Annotated in this window: 5 protein-coding genes; 4 read left to right on the forward strand and 1 reads right to left on the reverse strand. The window is 74.3% G+C overall.

Going from position 1 to position 5,781, the window contains the following annotated elements; genetic code table 11:
- Positions 1–552: MBL fold metallo-hydrolase (locus BZL64_RS37340; RefSeq protein WP_167396261.1), on the reverse strand; the 552-nt coding region annotated here is incomplete at its 3' end.
- A gap of 83 nt (positions 553–635) precedes the next feature.
- Here BZL64_RS37340 and BZL64_RS37345 point away from each other — a divergent pair.
- From BZL64_RS37345 to BZL64_RS37360, 4 genes are all read left to right on the forward strand, one after another.
- A complete protein-coding gene (locus BZL64_RS37345) occupies positions 636–1,037 on the forward strand; it encodes a hypothetical protein (protein ID WP_086773430.1) in 402 nt (133 codons plus the stop codon).
- A gap of 173 nt (positions 1,038–1,210) precedes the next feature.
- Positions 1,211–3,241 (forward strand): phage holin family protein, encoded by a 2,031-nt coding sequence (locus BZL64_RS37350; RefSeq protein ID WP_244205782.1) that lies wholly within the window; start codon positions 1,211–1,213, stop codon positions 3,239–3,241.
- Between the two features lie 89 nt (positions 3,242–3,330).
- Positions 3,331–4,392 carry an ATP-binding protein gene (locus BZL64_RS37355; protein WP_086773432.1) on the forward strand — a complete coding sequence of 354 codons (1,062 nt, stop codon included), beginning with the start codon at positions 3,331–3,333 and terminating at the stop codon, positions 4,390–4,392.
- Positions 4,389–5,781 (forward strand): DUF2201 family putative metallopeptidase (locus BZL64_RS37360; protein WP_086773433.1); only part of this gene is annotated, 1,393 nt, incomplete at its 3' end. The genes BZL64_RS37355 and BZL64_RS37360, both read left to right, overlap by 4 nt.

The raw sequence follows: 5,781 nt of genomic DNA on the forward strand, positions 1-5,781 counted from the left end.
CAGGTGCCCCTCCCCGAGGTACGGTCCCCAGCCGCCCACCGGCAGCACCGCCACGTCGACCTGCCCGACCTCCTCGGCCATCGACTCGAACAGGCCGGTGTCCCCGGCGAAGTACGTCCGCGCCTCGCCCTCCACGACGTACCCGAGCGCGGGGGAGTGGTGCCGGCCGACCGGCAGCCGCCGCCCGTCGTGGCGTGCGGACACCGCCCGTACCCGCAGGTCACCGACGGTCGTCTCGTCGCCCGGCGCCATCTCGGTCAGCCGCAGCCGCGTGAGACGCCGCAGGCCGGGGACGGCACGCGGCGCACCGCGGGGCACCAGCAGGCGCGTGCCCGGCGCCAGGCGCGCCAGCGAGGGAATGTGCAGATGATCGGAGTGCAGATGCGACACCAGCGCCACGTCCGCGCGCCAGGCGTCGGGCGTGGGCAACGCCCCCCGGCGCCGCCGCAGATGCGCCAGCCGGCGGGCGAACAGGGGATCGGTCAGCACACGGATGTCCGCATCGGCGATCGTGCAGGTGGCGTGACCCCACCAGGTGATCTCCACCGGCACCTCTTTGCCCCCTTCGCGCGACTCCCCGAAGCCTACGGGCAGGAGTAGGGTCGGCGGCGAAACCCGGAGGTGAGGGGGACCCCATGGGACCGGTGCGGGTCACGGCGATCGCGAGTCTGACGCCGCTGGAGGAACTGGACGCCGATCCCTTCCTGGTGGACTCCCGCAGCCAGCACGCGATGTGCGCGCGGTGGGCCGCCGAACGGGGCTACGTCGTCAGCCGGGAGCTGCTGGTCCGCGGACTGCGGTCGGACCACTGCGTGCTGTGGGACGGCGTCAGACCCGGCGTCGACCTCTTCGTCGCACCCAGCCGGCGCGTGCTGGAGTGCGCCCTGTCCTGCGTCGAGGAGTTCACCGAGGAGTGCGCGCGGCGGGGGGTACGGGTGGAGACGGTGGGCGTCGCCGAACCCGCCTACGACGCGCAGATGAAGGCCCGCGTGCACCGCAGACTGTCCATGCCGACGGCCGGGTACGACGGACGCTGACCGCGTCGCCGCGGCGGGCACCGGCTCGCCGGATCCGGTCGGCCCTCACCCGCCGTATGACAGGGTGGAGAGGCAGAGGGCCGCATCGACGACGGGCCGGGACGTGAGGTGTACGGGGCGTGGGCGAGGGGCGTTGGCGGCGGGCCGTCAGTCAGGCCGGGCGAAGCGTCGCGGTGTGGGGCGTGTCCACCGTGACGATGCTGGTGCTCGCGGGGATCCTGCCGGACTTCCGGCTCCAGTCGCCCGACGGGGACAGCGCCACCACGATCGCCGTGACCGCGGCGGCCGGGGCCGGGGTCTTCGGTGTCCTGTCGGCGCTGGCCTGGCCGCTGCTGGTCCGGCTGCTGCTGCTCGTGCCGGCGCTCGTCCTCGGCCTGCTGGTGTTCTTCCTCAACGGCTCGCTCCTGCTGCTCGCCCTGCGGCTGAACCCGTCCGGGCAGAGCGAGGCCGCCCCCGAGACCGCCGTCATCGTCGCCGCCGTGATGTCCGCCGTGGCCTCCGCGACCGGCGGCGCCCTGGCCGTCCGTGACGACGACGCCTACCGGCGCCGCCTGTACCGCCTCGCCGACCGCCGCCGAAGAGGCGGCGGCCCGGCCTGCCCCGCCACCCACGGCACCGTCTTCCTCCAGCTCGACGGCGTCGGCCACGACGTGCTGGCCGCGGCCGTCGCCAAGGGGCTGATGCCGACCGTCGCCAAGTGGCTGGGCGCCCGGCAGGACACGGCCGCCCGCCCCACCCACCGCCTCACCCCCTGGCGCACCGACTGGTCCAGCCAGACCGGCGCCAGCCAGCTCGGCATCCTGCACGGCAGCAACTTCGACGTCCCCGCCTTCCGCTGGTACGAGAAGGACAGCCGGGAGGTGATGGTCTGCAACCGTCCCACCAGCGCCGCCGAACTCCAGCGCCGGGCCGTGGAACGCGCCGGGCACACCGGGCTGCTCCACGCCGACGGCGCCAGCCGCGGCAACCTCTTCGGCGGCGGCGCCGGCGAACAGGCCCTCGTCCTCTCCATCGCGGTGGGCCGCCGCAGCAGCGCGACCCGCTCCCGGGCCGGCTACTTCGCGTACTTCAGCGACCCGGCCAACGCCGTCCGCACCGCCCTGTCCTTCGTCGCGGAGGCGGGCCGCGAGATCGGGCAGTCCACCCGCGCCCGGCTGAGGAGCCAGCGCCCTCGGGTGTCCCGCGGCGGCCTCTACCCGTTCATCCGCGCCTTCGCGACCGTCGTCGAGCGGGACGTCGTCGTCGCCGCCGTGACGGGCGACATGCTCGCCGGCCGCAGCGCCGTCTACGCCGACCTGGTCGCCTACGACGAGGTGGCGCACCACTCCGGACCGCTCGGCCGCGACACCGAGCAGGTCCTCGCCCGCCTCGACCGCGCCCTGGCGCTCATCGAGAACGTCGCCGAACACGCCCCGCGGCCGTACCGCATCGTCGTCCTGTCCGACCACGGGCAGAGCCCCGGTGAGACCTTCCGCGCCCGCTACGGCCTGACCCTCGGCGACCTGGTCCGGGCCGGCTGCGGGCTGCCCGTGCCGCGCCGGGCGCGCCGCACCCACAGCGGCGCCGAGGCCCGCGCGGCCGTCCGGGCCGCCCTGCGCAGGCCGGTGGAGGAGGGCGGCGAACAGCACCGCCCGTCCCCCCGCTCGGAGCCGATCGTGCTCGCCTCCGGCAACCTCGGCCTGGTCTCCTTCCCCGACGTGCCGCACCGCATGAGCAAGGAGGAGATCGACGCCCGCCACCCCGCGCTGCTCACCACGCTCGCCAACCACCCCGGCATCGGCTTCCTCCTCGTGCGCAGCGAGGAGCACGGCGGGGTCGTCCTCGGCGCGTACGGGGCTCAGATCCCCGTCGGCCGCCTCGACGAGGAGCCCGGCCCGCTGGCCGGCTTCGGCCCCGGCGCCGCCGAGGCCGTGCGCCGCACGCACACCTTCCCGCACACCGCCGACATCATGGTCAACTCCTTCCACGACCCCGCCGACGGCGAGGTCCTCGCCTTCGAGGAGCAGATCGGCTCGCACGGCGGCCTCGGCGGCGCCCAGTCGAAGCCGTTCCTGCTGTCCCCCCTCGCCCTGTCCGCACCGGTCGCGGACGGCGAGGATCTGATCGGCGCCGAGCAGGTCCACCGGGTCCTGCGCCGCTGGCTGGACGAGGCGGCCGGGCCCCAGGTGCCGCGGGAGAGGGCGTCGGAGGAGCGGGCCGCCTGAAAATCGGCTGCGACGACGGAGCCGTACGCACACACTGTTCGTGCATCGCGCACTCGCGCGCCCGTTCGAACACCCCCTGGAGCCGCTGCGTGCAGGCAGCCGTCACCGTCACGCCCTCCCGCATCCCCGAACTGCTGCTCGGTCTCGCCACCGTGCGGCCCGTGTTCCTCTGGGGCGCCCCCGGCATCGGAAAGTCCTCCCTGGTAAGGGACTTCGCCGAGTCCCTGGGGCTGGAGTGCGTGAGCCTGCTCGGCACCCAGCTGGCCCCCGAGGACCTGATCGGCGTGCCGCAGATCCGGGACGGGCGCTCGGTGTTCTGCCCGCCGGAGGCGATCGCCCGCGACGAGCCGTACTGCCTGTTCCTGGACGAGCTGAACGCGGCAGGACCCGATGTGCAGAAGGCGTTCTACTCGCTGATCCTGGACCGCCGCATCGGCACCTACGAACTGCCCAAGGGCTCCATCGTCATCGGCGCGGGCAACCGGGCCACCGACAACGCCCTCGCCCGCCCCATCGCCTCCGCGCTGGTCAACCGCCTCACCCACGTCCACCTGGAGGCCTCCGCCAAGGACTGGCTGGTGTGGGCGGCGGGCAACGGCATCCACCCGTGGGTCCTGGACCACGTCACCGACCGGCCCGACCACCTGTGGTCCAAGCCGCCCAAGACCGAGGAGCCCTTCTCCACGCCCCGCTCCTGGCACATGCTCTCCGACGCCCTGCACTCCTTCGGCAAAGGCCTCGACGAGGACACCCTGAAGGTCCTCGCGCACGGCACGCTGACCCCCGCGCACGCCACCGCCTTCTGCGGCTACGTCAGGATCGTCCGCAGCCGGTACGGCATCGAGGCCGTCATCAAGGGCGACGCCCCCTGGCCGCACCGCACCGAGGACCGTGACCTGCTCTACTACCTCGCCGAGTCCTTCCGCGGCCGGCTCGTGAAGGAACTGCCCGCCGTCAAGGAGCACATGCCGGCGAGCGGCCGGCAGACCGCCCACCGCGCCAAGTCGCTGCTGGTACAGCTCGCCGAGATATCCGTCGAGGTCGCCCAGACCGTCATCGCCTCCGACGCCGACGGCAACCCCGTGCTGCCCGCCTGGTTCCTGGTGGAGGCGGCCCGCGACATGCCCCGGCTGGTGGAGGCGCGCCGATGAGCCGCGCCGGCCGCGGCCGGAAGAAGCGCGACCTGGCCGGGGAGGCCTTCGCCGAGGGGATGCGGCTGGTGCGCGCCAACCCCGCGCTGGCCGCCGTCGACTTCTCCGTCTGCCGCCACCCGGACTGCACCCTCGCACCCCGTGACGGGCTCCTCACCGTCCACTCCAGCGGCCAGGTCCACGCCCACCCCGACCGGATCGCCGATCCCGCCCTCTGGGCCTGGTCGCTCGCCCACGCCGCCCTGCACCTCGGCTTCGGCCACCTGCCGGTCGCCCGCGGCGAACGCGTCCAGCCCGACCGCCACCAGCTCGCCGCACGCTGCGCGGTCGTCAACCGCTTCCTGCTCACGTTCCCCATCGGCCGCGCCCCCGACCACCTGCCGTCCGCCTACCCGGACGGCGACGAGGAACAGCTCGCCGACCGCTGGCGCCGCACCGGGCTGCCACCCGCCTACGAACACTGCGGGACGGCGGGCGGCGAGCCCGACCAGGTCCTCCTGGCCTGGGAGGGACTGGGCACCCCCCAGGACCGGCAGCTGGCCTTCGCCACCGCCCTCACCCGGACCGTGTCCGCCGCGATGGACATGGCCGGCGGTCTCCGCGACACCCTCGACGACGAGGCCCCCGGCAAGCGCCCCTGGGAACGCGCGCTGGCCTGGTTCATCACCTCCTACCCGCTGCTGGGCGGCATCGCGGCCGGCATCAAGCTCGTCGCCGACGCCGAACTGGCCCGCGCCCACGGCATCTCCGTCGCCGCAGTGAACGCCGAGGCCGGGGAGATCTACGTCAACCCGCTGCGGACGTTCGAGGACGAGGAGTGGCGGTTCGTCCTCGCCCACGAGATGCTGCACGCCGCCCTGCGCCACGGCGACCGCTGCGGCACCCGCGACCCCTACCTCTTCAACGTCGCCTGCGACTACGTCGTCAACGGCTGGCTGCGCGAGATGCAGGTCGGCACCATGCCCGAAGGCCTGCTGTACGACCGGGTTCTGGAGGGCCTGTCCGCGGAGGAGGTCTACGACCGGATCGCGGGCGACCTGCGCCGCATGCGCCGCCTGTCCACGCTCCGCGGCAAGGGCGCCGGCGACATCCTCGGCGCTCCGCTCGGCCCGCCCGGCCACTACACCGACCTCGACGGCTTCTACCGGCGCGGCCTGGCCCAGGGCCTGGACCTGCACGAGCGTCAGGAACGCGGCTACCTGCCCGGCGGTCTGGTCGAGGACATCCGCGCCCTCAGCCACCCGCCCCTGCCCTGGGACGCCCGACTCGCCCGCTGGTTCGACGAGTTCGTGCCCCGCCCCGAGCCGGTGCGCTCCTACGCCCGCCCCTCCCGCCCCCCTTCCTCCACCCCTGCCATCCCGCCCCCGGGCCCCTACCTCCCGCCCGAGG

The organism is Streptomyces bobili (assembly GCF_002154575.1).
Classification (GTDB): Bacteria; Actinomycetota; Actinomycetes; order Streptomycetales; family Streptomycetaceae; genus Streptomyces; species Streptomyces bobili.